Origin of the sequence: Pseudomonas sp. NFACC43, assembly GCF_900119645.1 — a bacterium.
GTDB lineage: Bacteria > Pseudomonadota > Gammaproteobacteria > Pseudomonadales > Pseudomonadaceae > Aquipseudomonas.
In genome coordinates, this window is sequence record NZ_FPKK01000001.1 from 382,644 (window position 1) to 398,939 (window position 16,296).

Below are 16,296 nucleotides of genomic sequence, written 5' to 3' on the forward strand. Positions count from 1 at the left end.
TGACTTGTCGGTTCCCCGTAATGCCCGTCAGTGTCTCAATGGAAGCCCGGTCCGATCACCGGGCTTTTTTCATGGATTCACACTAGCGCGCCATGCACCGCCGGTAACGCTCATCCACCCGCTTGGCGAACCACGCCGTGGTCAGCTTGCGCGTGATCTTCGGGCTCTTGAGTACGATGCCCGGCAGGACCGCCCGGGGCAGCGGTTTACCCTCGGCCTTCTCGGCCAGCTCGAACACCCTCTTGTAAAGCTTGCTGTCTTCGAACGCCAGACTGTCGCCCAGCTCCAGTTGATCGCGGATCGTCGGATTGCGCATCCCCAACGACTTTGCGAGTGTGCGCACGGCCAGCTCCGTGCTGCCAGGCATGATCGAATCATGCAGGATCAGGTCACCGTCGAGCGCCAGGGGTATGCCCGAAGCACGACTCACCGCGTGCTGGAACGCCGCGTTGCGGCTGGCATACCAACCGGCATTGAAGTCGGCGAACCGATACAGCGGCTCGGTGTAGCTCACCGGGTACCCCAGCAGATGGGCGATACCGAAATACATCCCGCCACGACGGCTGAACACTTCCCGACGAATCGAGCCTTCCACCGCGTAGGGATAATCCCGGGCATTGGCCTGGGCGAAGGCGATACTGACCTGCATCGGCCCACCGGTGTGTACCGGGTTGAATCCATCGAACAGCGTCTTGCCCAGCGGCACCATGCCGATGAAATCATCGAAAATCCCGCTCAGCTCCTTTTCATTGCGCGCCCCATTGAGCCGGTCGCTGTAGCTTTTGCCGTTGGGCGAGCGCACCTGGAGCGCGGCGCTGACCAGCACCCCCGGGATGTGCAGCTTCGCCGCGCGACGGTCGATTTCCTGCCGGGCTATCTTGCCCAACCCTGGCACCGGCGGCTCGGCCTGGAAAGTGGACTCCTGTTCGGTCACCGCCAGCACCGCGCAGATATTCTGCCTGGTGGGAGCGATCCGCTGCGCCGCGAACGCAACGTAGATGTCCGTGGCCCAACCTTCGCGATCCGCGAGCCGAGCCGGCAACAACCGCACGATCTGTGCCTTGACCTCGGCGGGCTGACGTTCAGGCTCCTGCGGCTGGCGACTGCCGCAACCGGCCAGGGCCAAAGCTGCGCAAAGACCGATCAACCAACGATTGAATTGCATAAGGCTCCAACGGATTCATGATACCGACGACGGTTCGACATCCTTGGGAGTGAGCTTTTGCGCGAAAGTGCCCTATCGTTCGACACCGGCCCCCCATGGGCCGCCGATCTCACGCAAGAGCCCGCGCCAACCGGCTTGCCGATGTTCATCACTGTACCGCTCACAAGGTCAACGACCCTTCGATGCAGGTCACCACCGCGCCGCCGATCCAGACCTCCTCACCCACCTGTTCCACATGGATCCGGCCGGCCCGGCCTATGGTCAACCCCTGGCTGACCACATAGGACGAAGGTGCCAGCCCCTTTCCCAGCATCCACTGGGCAAGGCCGGCGTTCAGGCTGCCGGTGGCCGGGTCCTCCGGCATGCCGTCGCCGGCGATGAAACCACGCACTTCGAATTGCGCAGCGTCGCCGTCCACGGCCCGGTCCCAAGGCGCGATGACCCCCACGGCCAGGCCCAGCAATTGGTGGTAATCCGGCTTGAGCGCCAAGACCTGTCGTCGGTCCTTGAGCATCAGGGCCAGCCAACCGGCGCCATTGTCGACCCACTGCGCGTCGACAATGGCGTCGGCCGTCAAGCCAAGCCCGTTGCGCACCCGCTCGAGCATATCGGCGTCCAGCGGGCCGGACCTGAGCAAGGGCGGCGCCAGGAACGCCAGGCCGTGTTCACTGCGGCGAATCCTGACCAGGCCGACGCCGCACTCTTGCAGGATCTCCTGCCCTTTCGGTACGCCTCCGGCCTGCAGCCAGGCATGGCAACTGCCCAGGGTCGGATGGCCGGCAAAGGGCAATTCGGTGGAGGTGCTGAAGATACGCAACCGGTAATCCGCCGCCGGATGCCGTGGAGCCAGCACAAAGGTGGTTTCGCTGAGGTTGGTCCAGTTGGCAAAGGCGATCATCTGCTCATCGCTGAGTCCATCGCCCCCCAGCACCACGGCCAGCGGGTTGCCCTTGAGCGGCACTTCGCTGAAGACATCCAGCTGCTTGAAATCGAATCGGCGCGTCATCGAGAGGGTCACTCCGGGATCTTCAGGCCGCGCACCACGGCCGGCCGCGCCAGGAAGCGCTCCAGTACCCGCGTTACATTGGGGAAATTCCGGATCCCCACCAGGTCGCCGGCCTCATAGAACCCGATCAGGTTACGCACCCATGGAAACGTCGCGATGTCGGCGATGGTGTAGCGCTCGCCCATGATCCAGTCCCGCCCTTGCAGGCGACCGTCGAGCACCTTGAGCAGGCGCTTGCTTTCCTCGACATAACGGTCGCGAGGCCGCTTGTCCTCATAGTCCTTGCCGGCGAACTTGTTGAAGAAACCCAACTGGCCGAACATCGGCCCGATCCCGCCCATCTGGAACATCAGCCACTGGATCGTCTCATAGCGTGCGGCCGATTCGTGGGCCAGCAACTGGCCACTTTTGTCCGCCAGGTAAATCAGGATCGCCCCGGACTCGAACAACGCCAAGGGCTGGTCTCCCGGCCCATGGGGGTCGAGGATCGCCGGGATCTTGTTGTTGGGGTTCAGAGAAAGGAACTCCGCGGACAACTGATCGTTGTTGCCAAAGTCCACCTTGTGGGGTTCGTAGGGCAGGCCGATCTCCTCCAGCATGATGGAGACCTTGACGCCGTTGGGGGTAGGCAGGGAATAGAGCTGGATCCACTCCGGGTACTGGGGGGGCCATTTCCGGGTGATGGGGAATGGGGTCAGGTTGGGCATGGGGCGCTCCGCAACGAATGGCAAATGCTGGAGCATAATTCAGGATGGTTCGGCAGGCATCAGCGAATCGTTCCTTGGTCGACTCCCTCAGTCGCGGGCCAGATGGGCGCGTCATGGGAATCACATCGGTTCTTCTTATATCCGCAACATCCTGTCGCTAACGTTTGCCCCAATCTCAAGGAAGATGCCGCGGCGCTATCGAACCAAAGGGTTCGAGGAGACTCTGAGCAATGCCCGGAGGATTCGAAGCGGGTATGTACGACAGGGAAAAACAACGCAGGCCCCAGGCTTCTGCGTTGCCAGGGTTTGTCAGCCCGGTTCGCAACCCGATTCGAGACAGCCCAGGACCATGATCCGATGACCCGTCCCTCGCGTTTCGCCCGGCATTTCAAACGCCGCCCATGGCTGCTGTTGCCGACACTGCTGGTCACCTGCGGCCTGGCGCTGTCGCTGGAGTCCAGCGTCAGCAGCGCCCAGCCGGCCGATGGGGTCCAGACCCTGGTATTCCTGCGCCACGCCGAGAAGCCCGCTGGCGGCCTGGGCCAACTCAACTGCCAGGGTCTCAATCGCGCCATTGACCTGGCGACTCTGTTGCCGGAAAGGTTCGGCGAGGCCGACTACGTGTTCGCCGCCAATCCCACCCGCAACGTCGAAGAAGGTGAGCTGGATCATTCCTATAGCTACATTCGGCCGCTGATGACCATAAGCCCCAGCGCCATCAAGCTCGGGCTACCCGTCAACATCGACTATTCGGCCAACGACACCAGTGACCTGGCGAGCGAGCTGATGGCCGACAAATACCACAACGCAACGATCTACACCGCCTGGTCCCATGGCTATCTGCCGGAACTGATCAACAAGGTGGCCGCCAAGGCCATGGGCAGGAAGCACACCATTACCGACGACTGGGCGTCAGGGGACTTCGATTCGTTGTACGTGCTGACCCTGACCTGGCACAACGGCAAGGCGAGCCTGTCCAGCCGCAGCTACAAGCAGGGCCTGGATAACGGGCAGAAGACCTGTCCCACCTGACCTGCCGGCATTTCCTGCAAACCGGGCCGATCACGAAATGGGCACGCTGAGGTATGATGCGCCCACTTTCCAACTCACCGGACTCTCTTCATGTCTCCAATCTCTGCCGCCCCCGACCGGAGCTGGTCGTTCTGGTGGAAACCCGCCCTGTTCCTGCTGGTGGCCTGCGTCGGCCTCTACTACGTCAAGTGGTCGCCTTATTACCTGAAGGCGTTCGTCGCCGCCGACAGCCACAACATCGGCAACTCCATCCTCAACGACGCCCAGACCGCGCCACTGATGGCCGCCCTCGCCTACGCCAAGGTGTATTTCCTGGCCATCTGGAAAGCGGCGGTACTGGCGGTGATCCTCGGTTCCCTGCTGCAGGTCCTGATTCCCCGTGACTGGCTGTTGCGCCTGTTCGGCCAGGCCGGCTTCGCCTCGACCTTGCGCGGCGGGCTGTTCGCCCTGCCCGGCATGATGTGCTCATGCTGCGCCGCACCGGTAGCGGCCAGCATGCGCCGGCAGAACGTCTCGGTGGGCGCGGCGCTGGCTTTCTGGATCGGCAACCCGGTGCTCAACCCTGCCACCCTGGTCTTCATGGGCTTCGTGCTGGGCTGGGGCTTCACGGCCCTGCGCCTCGTGGCGGGCATCGTCCTGGTGTTTGGCGTGTCGATGGTGGCCCAGCGCATCGCACGGCCTGAAGTCCTGCCCGAAGCCGCCGTGGAAGCGGTGGCCGAGGCCCGCACGATCGATGCCCAACCCTTCATGCTCCGCTGGGCCCGGACCCTGTGGCAGTTGTTCTGGAGCACCATTCCGATCTATGTGCTGGCGGTGCTGGTATTGGGCGCGGCGCGGGTCTGGCTGTTCCCCCATGTCGACGGCGCCATGGCCGACAGCCTGGTGTGGCTGGTACCGCTGGCCATTGTCGGCACCTTGTTCGTGATCCCGACCGCGGCGGAAATCCCTATCGTCCAGACGATGATGTCCCTGGGCATGGGCACCGGCCCGGCCGTGGCATTGCTGATGACCCTGCCGAGCATCAGCCTGCCGTCGCTGCTGATGCTGCGCAAGGACTTCGACGCCCGCGTGCTGGTGACTGTGGCGCTGCTGACCATACTGGTGGGCATTGTCTTCGGGCTGATCGGGGCGGTGTTGCTCTAACCGGCCCCGCACTGCACTGCGCAATGACTGTGAGGGCCGGTTTGCCTGCCCTCACAGTCGTTCCGGGAGAGGGTTGTCATTCATGCCGGATGGCTTGAACGCATCCTCCGCCGAGCTCAGCCCTGGCGGGACGCCCGCTCACGCAGATATTCCAGCACCGCCGCCTGCTCCCCGGAAAACTCGATCCGCCCGCCCTTCTTCTCCCGCTGGAACACGTACATCGGGTCGTAGTACTCACGCAGCAAGCCTTCGATCCAGCCGCGATGCAGGTCGACGGCACCGCTATCGGCCTGCTCGGCCAGGGCTGCTTCCATGATCGCCATCAAGCGACGATGGCGATCGCCACCCAGGCGCTTGTGGATGTTGTCCAGGCTCGCCAGCAAGCGCTCGGAAAACAACGCAAACCCTTCTTCGCCATGCACGGCGACAAACTCGGCGCTCAAGTCGACGACGTAATCGCGCAGGATCCGCTCGACCCGCCCCTCCACGCTGTCTTCGAGCCAGACCATGGGAACCTGCTGCATGCGCTGGTACAAAGGCAGCGGCAAGGCACAACTGCCCACCATGCGGCTTTCATCTTCCACCACGAACTGGCCAATACCGGCGGCACGTTTTTTCAGCACATCCACCGCCAGGCGGTTCTCGAAATCGATGTTCGAAGGCTGTCCGGTAGCCCGTTTGCCGAAGCTGGAACCCCGGTGATTGGCGTAGCCTTCCAGGTCCAGGCCGTTGCCCAGCTGGTTCAGCACTTCGGTCTTGCCGGTGCCGGTCATGCCCCCCAGCAATACCAGGTCGCATTCGGCAACCGCCTGCTCGACGGTGTCCAGCAGGAAGGTACGCATGGCCTTGTAGCCACCGCCGACCCTGGGATACTCGATACCCGCTTCGTCCTTGAGCCATTGCTGGACGATCTGCGAGCGCAACCCACCACGAAAGCAGTACAGCAGGCCGTCCGGGTGAGCCCGGGCGAACGCCGCCCAGGCCTCGATGCGTTGCGCCTTGATCTCGCCGCTGACCAATTGATGACCCAGCACAATGGCCGCCTGCTGGCCCTGCTGCTTGTAGCAGGTACCGACACGCTGGCGTTCGTTGTCCGTCATCAGCGGCAGATTGACCACGCCGGGGAACGCGCCCTTGTGGAATTCGATGGGCGCGCGGGTATCCATCATTGGCCGGTCGTTGAGGAAGATATCGCGGTAATCGGTAATGTCACTGGACATCAGGACACCTCGACCGCGTTTGTCTGTCGTTCCACCAGTTCGCCAATCGGCTCCAGTGCCAGGCCCAGCTCTGCGGCCATGGCCAGGAAGGACTCGTTCCCCTCCGGGGTGACGGCGATCAGCAATCCGCCGCTGGTCTGCGGATCGCACAAGACTCGCTTGTGCAACTCCTGGAGTCGACCGATCTTGCTGGCGTAACTGTCATAGTTGCGCAGCGTGCCACCTGGCACGCAGCCCTGGTCCAGGTAGTATTCGACGCCTGGCAGACGCGGTACCGCGTCATAGCGGATGCGCGCCGTCAGCCCGCTGCCGTCAGCCATTTCCACCAGATGTCCGAGCAGGCCGAAACCGGTGACGTCGGTCATCGCCATGACGCCGTCGAGCTTGCCGAAGCGGCTGCCGGGCTTGTTGAGGGTGCACATCCAGTCACGGGCCAGGCCCACGTCGGCGGCCCGCAACTTGCCCTTCTTTTCCGCCGTGGTGAGGATGCCGATGCCCAGGGGCTTGGTCAGGTAGAGCAGGCAGCCAGCGGTGGCGGTGTCGTTGCGCTTCATGTGGCGCTTGCTCACCAGTCCGGTGACGGCAAGGCCGAAGATCGGCTCGGGCGCGTCGATGGAATGACCGCCTGCCAATGGGATTCCCGCCTCGTCACAGACCGAACGACCGCCGCGAATCACTTCCCGGGCGATCTCCGGGGCCAGCACGTTGACTGGCCAGCCGAGAATGGCGATCGCCATCAACGGATCACCGCCCATGGCGTAGATATCGCTGATGGCATTGGTGGCGGCGATGCGACCGAAATCGAACGGATCGTCGACAATCGGCATGAAAAAGTCGGTGGTCGATACCACCCCGCGCTCCTCGTCGATGGCGTAGACCGCAGCATCGTCCCGGGAGGCATTGCCGACCCACAGCCGGGGGTCGAGGTTCTGCGCGCCGCTGCCGGCCAGGATCACTTCCAGCACCTGGGGCGAAATCTTGCAACCGCAACCGGCGCCGTGGCTGTACTGGGTCAGGCGAATAGGCTCGCTCATGGGCATACCTCTTGTCAGTCAAGATGGGCGATTCTACAGCAACGCCGATGCTTCGGTGCTCACGCCGATGGCGCATCCATCGGGCCTTACCGATGGAATTTTCATCGATGCCCGGAATCACTTGAACATCAGTCGCGCATTCAGCCAGGAGATTGCGATGTCCCTGCCCCCTGCAACCGACCACGGCACACACCTGGACTACGGTCTGGACACCTTGTTTGGCCGCGAGACCAAGAGCGTTCATTGCCGTTTCGACGTCAAACGCCTCGATGACGCCGAGCCGCCATGGTTCGCATTGCGCGTGCAACCGCCCCTGCCCGAGGACCTGGAAAAGGCCCAGATCGTCGTGTTCAGTGCCGAAGGTCGAAAGATCAGCGGTATTGTCCGACGCACCGAACGCCTGCCCGACGACTGCCTGCAGCTGGATGTCGAACCTGACTGAAGCGGGCAGTCTCGCTGTAAAGACCCTTGCCGACGCTGGAGTCCGGAGCGAGGCCCGTGGGATGATCGGCGTTCCAACACGCCTCCCTGCGGAGAGTTTCGATGTCGTTGCTGAATAAACACGCAAGCGCCCTGCTGCTGACGGTCCTGGCCAGCCTGATGGCATTGCCGGCCCACTCGGCCCCGCCCAAGGACCCTGGAGACCTGCCCGTGCGGAAGGTCTCGATGCTGGGCGGGAAATTTGCCTTCACCCTGCCCAAGGGATTCGCGGCGACCCCGCTGCCCGCCGGGGAGGCCGCCCAGGGCACCGCCGGGGCCACGGGGACGATGTATAGCAACGCCACCAGCAAGACCGTAGTGATCACGGCCGAAAACACTATTCTCGACGGTGCGAACGTGAAGGACGACGATGGGCCATTCCTCGACAGGACCATGGCCGATTTCGCCGCCCAGCGCACCAAGGCCCTGCCCGATGCCAAGGTCCTGGGCGAAAAAAGCCTGACCCGCAAAGGCACCGGCCTCGGCCTGCGCCAGCTCGATACCAGTGCCACCCAGGGCGGCGGACCGACCCTGGATACCACCTTGCTGGCCGCTTCCGGCACACGCATGGCCGTGGTGCAGATCATCTCCCGGGCCAGGGACAAGGCCGGCCATGAGGCACTGGTCAAGCAGATCGTCGCCGGGAAATGAGTTATCGCCCTGGCCTCGACCAGCATCGAGGCCAAGGGGACCGGGGCTTTCGTGCGATCGTCTCTGGAGCGAAGCGCCCCACGGCGCCTGGATTCAGCCAGGGCGCTCAGGGATTGAGGCGCTCCAGCCAGGCCCGCAGGTCCTGCACCTCCAGGGCGCTGATCGTGTGGCCAACGCCTGGGTAGGCGTGGAATTCGGGCTCCAGGGCCAGGGTCTTGAGGAAGGTGTCGGCCTCGGTACCGTCATGGTAGGGAATGATCGGGTCGGCCGTGCCATGGCCGATGAACACAGCCAATGCCCGTCGCGACTCATCGGGGGTCAATTCGGTCCGCAATCCGGAAAGTACCCTGCCGCCCATCGCGGCAATGCCGCCGACGGCCTCGGGATGCCGCAGGGCGACTTCGTAGCTCATCATAGCGCCCTGGCTGAAGCCCACCAGATAGACTTTGCTGGCGTCGGTGCGATACTTGGCCCGAGCCTTGGCGATGAAATCCAGCAGCATCTGGCCGCTGGCCTTCAAGTCCGACGAATCGCCCTCGTAGGCGCCCTCGCCCTTCTTCGCAAACCACTGGTAGTGGCCAGGTTCCATGACTTTCGGAGCGCGGACCGAGAGGTAGTTGTAGTCCCCGGGCAACTCGTCCTTGAGCTCGAACAAGTCCTGTTCGTTGCTGCCGGAACCGTGCAGGAAGATCACCAGAGGCCGATCCCTGGCCTGTTCATCGACATGAGCCAGGTAATTGAGGGGCAGGTCCGTGTGCAACGAGGGTTGCGCCTGGACCATGGCAGGCAGCAGCAACAACAGGGCGAGGGCTTTGAGCATCGATCTTCCTCCATCGTTTCGATAGCCGCGCGGCAACGACCGCGCGGTGAGGTAGACAGCACTTATCAGTCGTTGATCAGTTTGCCGGTGCGAATCGGTTCAAGCCCGGCCACCTTCGCCTGCCAGATACCCGGTTGGGTATAGCGTCCACGGTCCAGGGCGAACAGCACGCCACAGGTACCGGCCCGTACCGTGGAAACCCGATCAGTCAACGGATCGACCACCTCGAACAACGGATCGCCCCGCTCCACCCATTCACCGGCCTCCCGCAGGAAGCTCACCACACCGTGGTGTGGCGCGAACAGGTACTCGGTGCCTTCGAACGGGAACCCTTCGCAGCACTGCTCCGGCGCGGGCGGCCAGTCGCCACCGATGAAGCCTTGCTCAGCCAGGAAACCGAGAATGGCTTCGCAATTGGCCCGCGCCTGCTCCACTCGGGTATCGCCCATGCCGCCCAGTTCCAGCGTGGTTGCCAGGTTGGCCGCCGGAATCGCGGCGTCGGGATACGCCTTGGCCAGGCGCAGCCAGGGGGTCGAACAGGACTCGTCGAACGAGCTGCCACCGGAATCCTCGCACAACAGCGCCACCCCGGCCTTCAACCGGGCCGCCAGCGAGCGCCATTGCGGCCAGTGTTGCGGCAAGGCGTAGAGGTGAATCGCCGCCTCGAAATCGCAATGCAGGTCCAGGGTGATATCGGCGTCGCAGGCATGGCGCAACAGCAGGCGATGCAACGCCTCGAGTTGCGAAGGAGGCGCCGGCAGTTCATCCAGGACTTGCAACATGGTCTGGCGGATCAGAGTGATGTTGGCAGCCGGATCGTCGCCCAGGCGATCACCGATGCGTTGTGCCACCGGGGCACTGAGCTCCACGAAGGAGCGATTGAAATTCTTGCCGCTGCCCAACTCGAAACGGCCCATGTGGGCGCTTTGCAGATGCTGGTCCAGGCCTATGGGGTTGGCCGCCGGCACCAGCTCGACCACGCCCTTGAGCAGCCCCTGGGCCTCGAGTTCGTTGAGCCGCTGCTTCAGCTCCCAGGCCGTACGCATGCCGGGCAGCTCGTCGGCGTGCAGGCTGGCCTGGATGTAGGCCTTGCGCGGACCATGGCCATAACGAAACACACTGAGCCGGCGCTCGGTGCCCAGGTGGCTCCAGGGCAGGGTATGGTCGATGCGTTGCATGAAATCTCCAGAAAGGTGGCTCACCGGTCGACGGTGGCCACCTTGGTGTCTCTACGATTAATGGCCGTACACATCGAAGGCGAAGTACTTGTCCTGCACCTTCTTGTATGTGCCGTTGGCACGGATCTCGGTGATGGCGGCGTTGAATTTCTCGGCCAGGGCCTTGTCACCCTTGCGCACCGCAATACCGGCACCGCCACCGAAGTACTTGGGATCCTCGTAGGTCGGGCCCACGAAGGCGAAGCCTTTGCCGGCATCGGTCTTCAGGAAACCTTCGTCGAGGTTGACCGAGTCGGCCAGCATGGCGTCGAGGCGCCCGGCCACCATGTCCAGGTTGGCTTCCTGCTGGGAGGTGTAGCGCACCAGGTTGATGCCCGCGGGCACCAGTACGTCAGTGGCGAAACGATCATGGGTGCTGGCGCGCAGCACACCGACTTTCTTGCCCTTGAGCTCGGTCAGCGGGTCCTTGACCTCGGAGCCTTCCTTCATCACGAAGCGCGCCGGGGTATGGTAGTACTTGATGGTGAAGTCGACATTCTTCTTGCGGTCGTCGGTGATGGTCATCGACGACAGCACCGCGTCGATCTTCTTAACCTTGAGCGCCGGGATCAGGCCGTCGAACTCCTGCTCGACCCAGATGCACTTGACCTTCATCTGCTCGCACAACGCATCGCCGATATCCACATCGAAGCCCGCCAGCTTGCCGTCGGCCGTCTTCATCGAAAAGGGTGGGTAGCCGGCTTCGATCCCGAGTCGGATCGGCTTGGCGTCTTCGGCTACGGCCGACAAGGACAATACGGACAGTGCCAGGGCGCCGAACATCGCTAGCTTCTTCATTCTTTCTCCTGCGTGCGCTGATTTTATTTTTTGACGGAATTGGCAGTTTCGACGGCATGGCCGGCCACAGCATCAGGTCGGCAAAAACCGAAGAGGCCGGCAGTCTAGAGGGGCACACAGGCGGGGAATTATGTCGAAGCGACAAATAATTACAGAAAGCCCCGGACCTGTTGGAAGGCCCCGGGGTTTACGAAACAACCTACAGGCGCCCTGGCAAGGAAATGGCTACCTCACCATGGCTCCCAGCGTCAGCAATCGCAGCCAATCGCCGTTTCCGCCACCCGCTCCACCGAACCGGTCAGGCGGAAACCTTCATCGAGCCAGCCCATGATGCCGCCGATCATTTCCTTGACCGGATAGCCCAGGGTCGCCAGGCGGACCGCTGCCTTGTTGGCGCCGTTGCAATGCGGGCCCGCGCAATACACCACGAACAATGTGTCTTGCGGATACGCCGCCAGCGCCTGGGCAGTGATGGAACGAGTCGGAAGGTTGATCGCCCCGGGTACATGCCCGCGCTCGAAGGCCAGGGGGCCACGTACATCCACCAGCACAAAATCCACCTTGCCGGCCTGCTGGCTGGCATGCACGTCGGAACAATCCGTTTCGAAGGTCAGGCGACGGCTGAAATGCTGCAGGGCAACGTCGGATGGGGCAGCAGGCACTTCACTAACCAGGCTGGTCATCGCAGGTACTCCAGTAGAGGGCTTAGAGAGACTTTATCCGCCTGCAGCTTACCGCTACAGTGGCGTACAAGACACTCTGTGGGAATTTTCCGCCAAATGCATCCCAATCCCGGTCTGGTGGCCATCCTTGCCTACGACGGCCTCTGCACATTTGAATTCGGCATTGCCATCGAGATCTTCGGCCTGGGCAGGCCCGAGTTCGATTTTCCCTGGTACGAACACCGGATCGTTGCCGTCGATGACGGTCCGATGCGGGCCCTGGGCGGCTTCCAGGTCCTGGCCGATGGCGGCATGGAGTTGCTCGAGGCAGCCCGGACCATCGTCGTGCCGGGTTGGCGCAGTCGCAGCGAGCCGCCGTCCGAGGCGTTGCTCGACGCCTTGCGCAAGGCACATGCACGAGGCGCGCGCCTGCTGTCGATCTGCTCCGGGGTGTTCGTACTGGCAGCGGCGGGATTGCTGGACGGATTGGGCGCCACGACCCACTGGCGCTACACCGATGAACTGGCCGAGAGTTTTCCCGCCGTCCTGGTGGACCCGGACGTGTTGTACGTGGATTCGGGCCAGGTCATCACCTCGGCGGGCAGCGCGGCCGGCATCGATGCCTGCCTGCACCTGGTGGCACGGGATTTCGGCGCCCAGATCGCCAATGCGGTGGCGCGCCGCCTGGTCATGTCCCCCCAACGCACCGGCGGCCAGGCACAGTTCATCCCCTCGCCGGTCAGCCGCACGCCGCGCGGCGACCTGTCGGGCATCATGCAGTGGGCCCGCGAGCGCCTCCACGAACCCTTGGGCGTACGCGAACTGGCCAGCCAGGCGGCCATGAGCGAACGGACCTTCCTGCGCCACTTCACCCAGGCCTGCGGCCAGTCACCCAAGGCGTGGTTGCAACATGAACGCCTGGCACGAGCCCGCGAATTGCTGGAAAGCACCGAAGATACCACCGACAACATCGCGCAGCTGTGCGGCTACCGCTCGGTGGAGAGTTTTCGCGTGGCGTTTCGCAGTGTCGTCGGAGTGGCGCCTTCGGTCTACCGGGAGCGGTTCGGGCGCGGATGATCGTCCGGGCCTGGCCATGTAACCGCTGTCCCTGCCCTTCGTGACGGGTGCCGACCCGCTGGGCCCGGCACGTCGGCGACAGCATGATTGCGGCTGTTGGAGGCTGTGGCAGATTGTGCCGTGACTCGCCATCAACACGATCTTTCCTGCGATTGCATGAGGCAAGAACGAGACAGTTGCGCAGCGTAGCGCAGGCCCTGGGGGAAGTGATTTCGAACCGTGCCTTGCCACTGATAGCGATCGTATAGCTGCCATCGAGGCGACGGGTCAGTGCGAAGTCCGGCATGTAGATCACCTCACCGATATTCGGAGCCGGGCGGGTACGCAGCGCGGGGAAAGCCTTCCTGCCGATGTTCATGAAGCGTCTGGGCGCCATGGATGTCGGCATTGGCAAGTCCTTCATCCAAGGTCCGGAAGGACTGGCCGGCTGGGGCTCGGATAAACCCACTGCGTTCGAGCACATTCGTGTCCTCGATCCCGAGGCCAGGCCGGACGCCGTCGCCGAGATCCTCAAGCGAGTCAGGACGCGCTTCCCGGCCCTGGCGGACATTGAAGTGGCGGAGACCTGGGGAGGCTACGTGGACTGCGCCCCAGACGCCGTCCCGGTCATCAGCGCCGTGGACGGGTTGTCGGGTACCTGGCGGCGGGGCTGTTCCGGCATTGCCGCGCCGGTGACGACTGTCCCGTTCGACACAAGCCTGCTGGCCAAGATGAGCGCGGCGCGGTGGATGGCTCAGGCGGATCCAGGCCTATCGGTCGGTTTCGCCCTCGGGCAGGGACTTTCCACGAACCCGCCTCAAGGTTTGCGCAGCAGGTAGGTGTCCATGATCCAGCCATTGGCCTGCCGCGCAGCCTTGCGGGTGCGCTCGATATCGTCGGCCACCTCCCCCAGCCGACCGGCGATGAGGATTTCGTCCGGTGTGCCCACATAGGCGCCCCAATAAATGTACACGTCCGGATCGTTCACCTGGCGATACGCATCCTCGGCATCGAGCATCACCACCCTGCTGCTCGCCTGTCCCGCCTGCCCCGACGCCAACCGGCGTCCGGTGGTGATCTCCAGCGATCCGCCAATGCTGTTCAAGGGAACCTTGTGTCGCGCAGCCAGGGCCTGGACACTGGTGATCCCGGGAATGACCTCGAATTCGAAATCGCAACGCCCCGTATCGAGAATCGCCTGCAGGATACGAACCGTGCTGTCGTACAACCCCGGGTCGCCCCATACCAGGAACCCGCCACACTGCCCATCGGACAGTTCTTCGTCGATCAGTCTTTCGAAAGTCGCCTGCTTGGCACGGTTGAGTTGTTCGACACTGTCCAGGTAGTCCCGGTCGTCGCGTTGGCGTTCAGGACTGTAGGCTTCGACGAAACGATACGTGCGATCCACGATGTAACGCCTACAGATTTCATGCCGCAGATCCATCAGCTTTTGCTTGTCGGCCCCTTTGTCCATGAGAAAGAACACGTCGACCCGGTTCAGGGCTTTCACCGCCTGCATCGTCAGGTAATCCGGATCGCCGGCCCCGATGCCGATGACTGATAACTTCTTCATGCTCAGGACTCCTGCCCAGGGGTCAGGGTGCGTAATCGCCAGACCCCGTTGAAACGCAACTCCAGGGCGGACAACGGTTCGATGTCGATACGGTTGAACGCCGATGCCGGACAGTGCAGTACATTCACCAGGGCCGCGCGGATCACGAACGGATGGGTGACAGCCAGCAGGTGTCCCGGCTCCTCTTCCAGGCTGGCGAGCCAGTCTGCGACACGGCGACACAACCGAGTGACCGACTCACCGCCATGGGGCGCGGCATCGGGATCGTCCAGCCAGCCCTGCAGGCGTTCCGGCTCTGCCTTGAGCAACGCGTCGACCGACAGCCCGCGCCATCGACCCAGGTCACAGTCGGCCAGGGCCTCGACCACCCGGAACTGCGCCCCATACAGCGCGGCTGTCTGGCGGGCGCGCAGTTCCGGTGCGCAGAGCAGTTGCCGGACATGTTCATACCCGCTGCCCGCCTCCGGACGCCTGTCCAGCCAGGCGGCGTCCAGCGGCTCGTCGGTCGCGAAGCACCCGCGTTTCTGGGCGGCGGTGCGCCCATGGCAGATCAAGGTCAGGCGGGTGGCTTGCATGCAGGTTCTCACGCAATCGGGATAGTCGGGAAAGGCCATGCTGGGCCTTCTGTGTGTTCGGCACCTTATATGAAATCAAATATCCGAACCAAAAAGGCGTTATTTCGGACACGAAAAAAAGCTTTGGCTGACACTCCAGCTGAAACCAGCGCGAGGCCCCGTCCTACGGCGTTTTCGCACCATTTTCGAGCATTTTAAACGGAACGTAAAAACCGCTGGACATGTAGCTCCCGCTACATAAATACTATTTTCAGGACTTATGTAAGAAATCCAACACCCATCCACGCAAGGAGCACGGATGCCTCCCCTCAGAGACCTTATTACCGATCCCGGCCTGGTATTGACGCCGTCGGAACGCAAGGTCGTACGTGCCCTGCTCGATCATTATCCACGCAACGGCCTGGGCCCGATGTCGCGTCTGGCCGACCATGCCGGCGTGAGCGACCCGACCATCGTGCGGCTGGTGAAAAAACTCGGGTTCGGCGGTTATGCCGAATTCCAGGATGCGCTGCTGGTGGACATGGACCATCGCCTGCGCTCCCCCCGCACGCTGCTGCAACCCCGGGCCAAACTGCAACAGGGCGATACCTGGAGCCAGTACCTGGCGGCCAGCCACCAGATTCTGGTTGAAACCCAGGCTCTGACCCAACCCGAAGACGTACGCATCCTGGTGCAGTGGCTGCTGGACAGCCGGCATCAGGTGCATTGCTTCGGCGGACGCTTCAGCAGCTTCCTGGCCCACTACCTGCTCACTCACCTGCGCCTGCTTCGTGCCGGCTGTTTTTCCCTCGAGGACAACGCCCAGTTGCCTGACCGGCTGTTCGATGTGCAACGCCAGGACGTGGTGTTGATCTTCGATTATCGTCGCTACCAGGCCCAGGCCTTGCGCGTGGCCAGCGCGGCCAAGGAACGTCATGCCCGGGTCGTGCTGTTCAGCGATATCTACACTTCGCCCTTGCGCGAACTGGCCGACCTGATCATCAGCGCGCCGGTGGAGTCGTCGGTCTCGGCCTTCGACAGCCTCGTGCCGGCCCTGGCCCAGGTCGAGGCGCTGGTCGCCTGCCTGACCCTGCAGTGCCCGGCGCTGGCCGAACGCCTGGAAGGCATCGATGCCCTGCGCGCAGAGTTCAACACGCACCTGTTGGAGGAAAAATAAG

Annotated in this window: 18 protein-coding genes; 7 read left to right on the forward strand and 11 right to left on the reverse strand. The window is 63.2% G+C overall.

Annotation, left to right across the window (positions count from 1 at the left end):
* Window positions 1-82: 82 nt before the first annotated feature.
* The 3 genes from BT179_RS01610 to BT179_RS01620 all read right to left on the reverse strand — a co-directional run bounded on the left by BT179_RS01610 (window position 83) and on the right by BT179_RS01620 (window position 2,878).
* Window positions 83-1,165, reverse strand: coding sequence for a DUF1615 domain-containing protein (locus tag BT179_RS01610; protein ID WP_072430415.1), 1,083 nt, complete (start codon window positions 1,163-1,165; stop codon window positions 83-85).
* 160 nt (window positions 1,166-1,325) lie between these two features.
* The gene (locus BT179_RS01615) at window positions 1,326-2,171 is read right to left on the reverse strand and encodes a PhzF family phenazine biosynthesis protein (RefSeq protein ID WP_072430414.1); all 846 of its coding nucleotides are present in this window, start codon (window positions 2,169-2,171) and stop codon (window positions 1,326-1,328) included.
* Window positions 2,172-2,179: 8 nt separating this feature from the next.
* Window positions 2,180-2,878, reverse strand: a complete 699-nt coding sequence (locus tag BT179_RS01620; RefSeq protein ID WP_072430567.1) for a glutathione binding-like protein — start codon at window positions 2,876-2,878, stop codon at window positions 2,180-2,182.
* Between the two features lie 357 nt (window positions 2,879-3,235).
* Between BT179_RS01620 and BT179_RS01625 the strand changes: the two genes are divergently transcribed.
* Window positions 3,236-3,910: a histidine phosphatase family protein gene (locus BT179_RS01625; protein WP_072388773.1), complete on the forward strand. Its 675-nt coding sequence runs from the start codon at window positions 3,236-3,238 to the stop codon at window positions 3,908-3,910.
* Between the two features lie 90 nt (window positions 3,911-4,000).
* Window positions 4,001-5,053, forward strand: a complete 1,053-nt coding sequence (locus tag BT179_RS01630; protein ID WP_072388775.1) for a permease — start codon at window positions 4,001-4,003, stop codon at window positions 5,051-5,053.
* A 116-nt stretch (window positions 5,054-5,169) separates the two neighbouring features.
* On the opposite strand, the gene mnmH is transcribed toward BT179_RS01630, so the two are convergent.
* On the reverse strand, window positions 5,170-6,273 hold the full coding sequence (gene mnmH / locus BT179_RS01635; protein WP_072430413.1) for a tRNA 2-selenouridine(34) synthase MnmH: 1,104 nt from the start codon (window positions 6,271-6,273) through the stop codon (window positions 5,170-5,172).
* Window positions 6,273-7,307: a selenide, water dikinase SelD gene (gene selD, locus BT179_RS01640; RefSeq protein WP_072388779.1), complete on the reverse strand. Its 1,035-nt coding sequence runs from the start codon at window positions 7,305-7,307 to the stop codon at window positions 6,273-6,275. Before selD ends, mnmH begins: the two co-directional genes overlap by 1 nt.
* 157 nt (window positions 7,308-7,464) lie before the next feature.
* On the opposite strand from selD, the gene BT179_RS01645 reads away from it, so the two are divergent.
* Both BT179_RS01645 and BT179_RS01650 read left to right on the forward strand, forming a co-directional pair.
* Entirely contained in the window at window positions 7,465-7,749 is a 285-nt protein-coding gene (locus BT179_RS01645) for a hypothetical protein (protein ID WP_072430566.1), read from the forward strand.
* A 101-nt stretch (window positions 7,750-7,850) separates the two neighbouring features.
* On the forward strand, window positions 7,851-8,438 hold the full coding sequence (locus BT179_RS01650) for a DcrB/PsbP domain-containing protein (protein ID WP_072430412.1): 588 nt from the start codon (window positions 7,851-7,853) through the stop codon (window positions 8,436-8,438).
* A 106-nt stretch (window positions 8,439-8,544) separates the two neighbouring features.
* Here the strand turns inward: BT179_RS01650 and BT179_RS01655 are convergent, their stop codons facing one another.
* The 4 genes from BT179_RS01655 to BT179_RS01670 all read right to left on the reverse strand — a co-directional run bounded on the left by BT179_RS01655 (window position 8,545) and on the right by BT179_RS01670 (window position 11,956).
* Entirely contained in the window at window positions 8,545-9,258 is a 714-nt protein-coding gene (locus BT179_RS01655) for an alpha/beta hydrolase (protein WP_072430411.1), read from the reverse strand.
* A 65-nt stretch (window positions 9,259-9,323) separates the two neighbouring features.
* Window positions 9,324-10,436, reverse strand: a complete 1,113-nt coding sequence (locus BT179_RS01660; RefSeq protein WP_072430410.1) for a succinylglutamate desuccinylase/aspartoacylase family protein — start codon at window positions 10,434-10,436, stop codon at window positions 9,324-9,326.
* Between the two features lie 57 nt (window positions 10,437-10,493).
* Window positions 10,494-11,273 carry an ABC transporter substrate-binding protein gene (locus tag BT179_RS01665; RefSeq protein WP_072388787.1) on the reverse strand — a complete coding sequence of 260 codons (780 nt, stop codon included), beginning with the start codon at window positions 11,271-11,273 and terminating at the stop codon, window positions 10,494-10,496.
* A gap of 248 nt (window positions 11,274-11,521) precedes the next feature.
* Window positions 11,522-11,956 carry a rhodanese-like domain-containing protein gene (locus BT179_RS01670; RefSeq protein ID WP_072430409.1) on the reverse strand — a complete coding sequence of 145 codons (435 nt, stop codon included), beginning with the start codon at window positions 11,954-11,956 and terminating at the stop codon, window positions 11,522-11,524.
* Window positions 11,957-12,052: 96 nt separating this feature from the next.
* Between BT179_RS01670 and ftrA the strand changes: the two genes are divergently transcribed.
* Window positions 12,053-13,012, forward strand: a complete 960-nt coding sequence (gene ftrA / locus BT179_RS01675; RefSeq protein ID WP_072388791.1) for a transcriptional regulator FtrA — start codon at window positions 12,053-12,055, stop codon at window positions 13,010-13,012.
* A gap of 350 nt (window positions 13,013-13,362) precedes the next feature.
* On the forward strand, window positions 13,363-13,830 hold the full coding sequence (locus BT179_RS01680) for an FAD-dependent oxidoreductase (protein WP_143148675.1): 468 nt from the start codon (window positions 13,363-13,365) through the stop codon (window positions 13,828-13,830).
* On the opposite strand, the gene cobF is transcribed toward BT179_RS01680, so the two are convergent.
* Complete coding sequence (cobF, locus tag BT179_RS01685) at window positions 13,809-14,564, reverse strand: precorrin-6A synthase (deacetylating) (RefSeq protein WP_072388795.1); 756 nt, start codon at window positions 14,562-14,564, stop codon at window positions 13,809-13,811. The genes BT179_RS01680 and cobF overlap by 22 nt on opposite strands.
* 2 nt (window positions 14,565-14,566) lie before the next feature.
* On the reverse strand, window positions 14,567-15,139 hold the full coding sequence (locus BT179_RS01690; RefSeq protein WP_072388797.1) for a histidine phosphatase family protein: 573 nt from the start codon (window positions 15,137-15,139) through the stop codon (window positions 14,567-14,569).
* A 298-nt stretch (window positions 15,140-15,437) separates the two neighbouring features.
* Between BT179_RS01690 and BT179_RS01695 the strand changes: the two genes are divergently transcribed.
* A complete protein-coding gene (locus BT179_RS01695) occupies window positions 15,438-16,295 on the forward strand; it encodes a MurR/RpiR family transcriptional regulator (protein WP_072388799.1) in 858 nt (285 codons plus the stop codon).
* Window position 16,296: the final 1 nt, after the last annotated feature.